The following is a 1,147-nucleotide window of genomic DNA, read 5'->3' as shown; positions in this document are numbered from 1 at the left end:
CAGATCATGTCGAACGAGCAGTTCAACCAGGCGTTCACGATGCACGGCACGATCATGCTGCTGATGTTCGCGACGCCGCTGTTCGCGGGCTTCGCGAACTGGATCATGCCGCTGCAGATCGGCGCGCCGGACGTGGCCTTCCCCCGGCTGAACATGTTCGCCTACTGGCTGTACCTGTTCGGCTCGCTCATCGCGGTCGGTGGCTTCCTCACCCCGGACGGCGCGGCCGACTTCGGCTGGTTCGCCTACTCCCCGCTGTCCGACGCGGTCCGCAGCCCGGGCATCGGCGCCGACATGTGGATCATGGGTCTGGCCTTCTCCGGCTTCGGCACCATCCTCGGCTCGGTCAACTTCATCACCACGATCATCTGCATGCGCGCGCCGGGCATGACCATGTTCCGCATGCCGATCTTCACCTGGAACGTGCTGCTGACCGGTGTGCTGGTCCTGCTGGCCTTCCCGGTGCTGGCCGCCGCGCTGTTCGCCCTGGAGGCGGACCGCAAGTTCGGGGCCCACATCTTCGACTCCGCCAACGGCGGAGCCCTGCTGTGGCAGCACCTGTTCTGGTTCTTCGGCCACCCCGAGGTGTACATCATCGCGCTGCCGTTCTTCGGCATCATCAGCGAGGTCATCCCGGTCTTCTCCCGCAAGCCGATGTTCGGCTACATGGGTCTGATCGCGGCGACCATCGCCATCGCGGGCCTGTCCGTGACGGTGTGGGCGCACCACATGTACGTCACCGGCGGTGTGCTGCTGCCGTTCTTCGCCTTCATGACGTTCCTGATCGCCGTACCCACCGGTGTGAAGTTCTTCAACTGGATCGGCACCATGTGGAAGGGCTCGCTGTCCTTCGAGACACCGATGCTGTGGGCGACGGGCTTCCTGATCACCTTCACCTTCGGTGGTCTGACCGGTGTCATCCTGGCCTCGCCGCCGCTGGACTTCCACATCTCCGACTCGTACTTCGTGGTGGCCCACTTCCACTACGTCGTCTTCGGAACGGTCGTCTTCGCGATGTTCTCCGGCTTCCACTTCTGGTGGCCGAAGTTCACCGGCAAGATGCTCGACGAACGCCTGGGCAAGATGACCTTCTGGACGCTGTTCATCGGCTTCCACGGCACCTTCCTCGTCCAGCACTGGCTGGGCG

Annotated in this window: 1 protein-coding gene; it reads left to right on the top strand. The window is 63.9% G+C overall.

What is annotated here, in order from left to right; all coding sequences use genetic code 11:
- The coding region (locus tag ACHBTE_RS35690) for a cbb3-type cytochrome c oxidase subunit I (protein WP_394729921.1) at positions 1 to 1,147 on the top strand (1,147 nt) is incomplete at both ends.

The sequence above is a fragment of the Streptomyces sp. M41 genome, from assembly GCF_043673425.1.
Lineage (GTDB): Bacteria > Actinomycetota > Actinomycetes > Streptomycetales > Streptomycetaceae > Streptomyces.
This window is presented reverse-complemented; position numbering and strand designations above follow the sequence as displayed.